Below are 474 nucleotides of genomic sequence, written 5' to 3' on the forward strand. Positions count from 1 at the left end.
TTACATGCCGGGGTGGCGGAACTGGCAGACGCACAGGACTTAAAATCCTGCGGTAGGTGACTACCGTACCGGTTCGATTCCGGTTCTCGGCACCAAAACACCGATTTTGATTCAAAACTATTATTATATGCGCTCGTAGCTCAATTGGATAGAGCACCTGACTACGGATCAGGAGGTTGTGGATTCGACTTCTGCCGGGCGCACCATTATATTTTAAACTTTATATTTCTTCGGGACGTAGCTCAGCTTGGTAGAGCACTTGGTTTGGGACCAAGGGGTCGCAGGTTCGAATCCTGTCTTCCCGACCATTAAGCTTTTTAAGTAGTTTTGTTGCTTAAATAAGCTACATCTTCGGGGCCTTAGCTCAGCTGGGAGAGCGCCTGCCTTGCACGCAGGAGGTCAGCGGTTCGATCCCGCTAGGCTCCACTTATGAACCTTGAAAACTGAACAGCAAAACGTCAATGAAATACAGCA

Annotated in this window: 4 tRNA genes; all 4 read left to right on the forward strand. The window is 48.7% G+C overall.

The features are described from left to right. Window positions 1-6: 6 nt before the first annotated feature. The 4 genes from H2672_RS19270 (at window position 7) to H2672_RS19285 (ending at window position 426) form a co-directional block, all read left to right on the forward strand. Window positions 7-95 (forward strand) — tRNA-Leu (locus H2672_RS19270). A gap of 34 nt (window positions 96-129) precedes the next feature. Then, window positions 130-206 (forward strand) — tRNA-Arg (locus H2672_RS19275). A gap of 25 nt (window positions 207-231) precedes the next feature. Further along, window positions 232-308 (forward strand) — tRNA-Pro (locus H2672_RS19280). Between the two features lie 45 nt (window positions 309-353). Next, window positions 354-426 (forward strand) — tRNA-Ala (locus H2672_RS19285). Window positions 427-474: the final 48 nt, after the last annotated feature.

The organism is Sporosarcina sp. BP05 (assembly GCF_014282005.1).
Taxonomy (GTDB): Bacteria; Bacillota; Bacilli; order Bacillales_A; family Planococcaceae; genus Sporosarcina.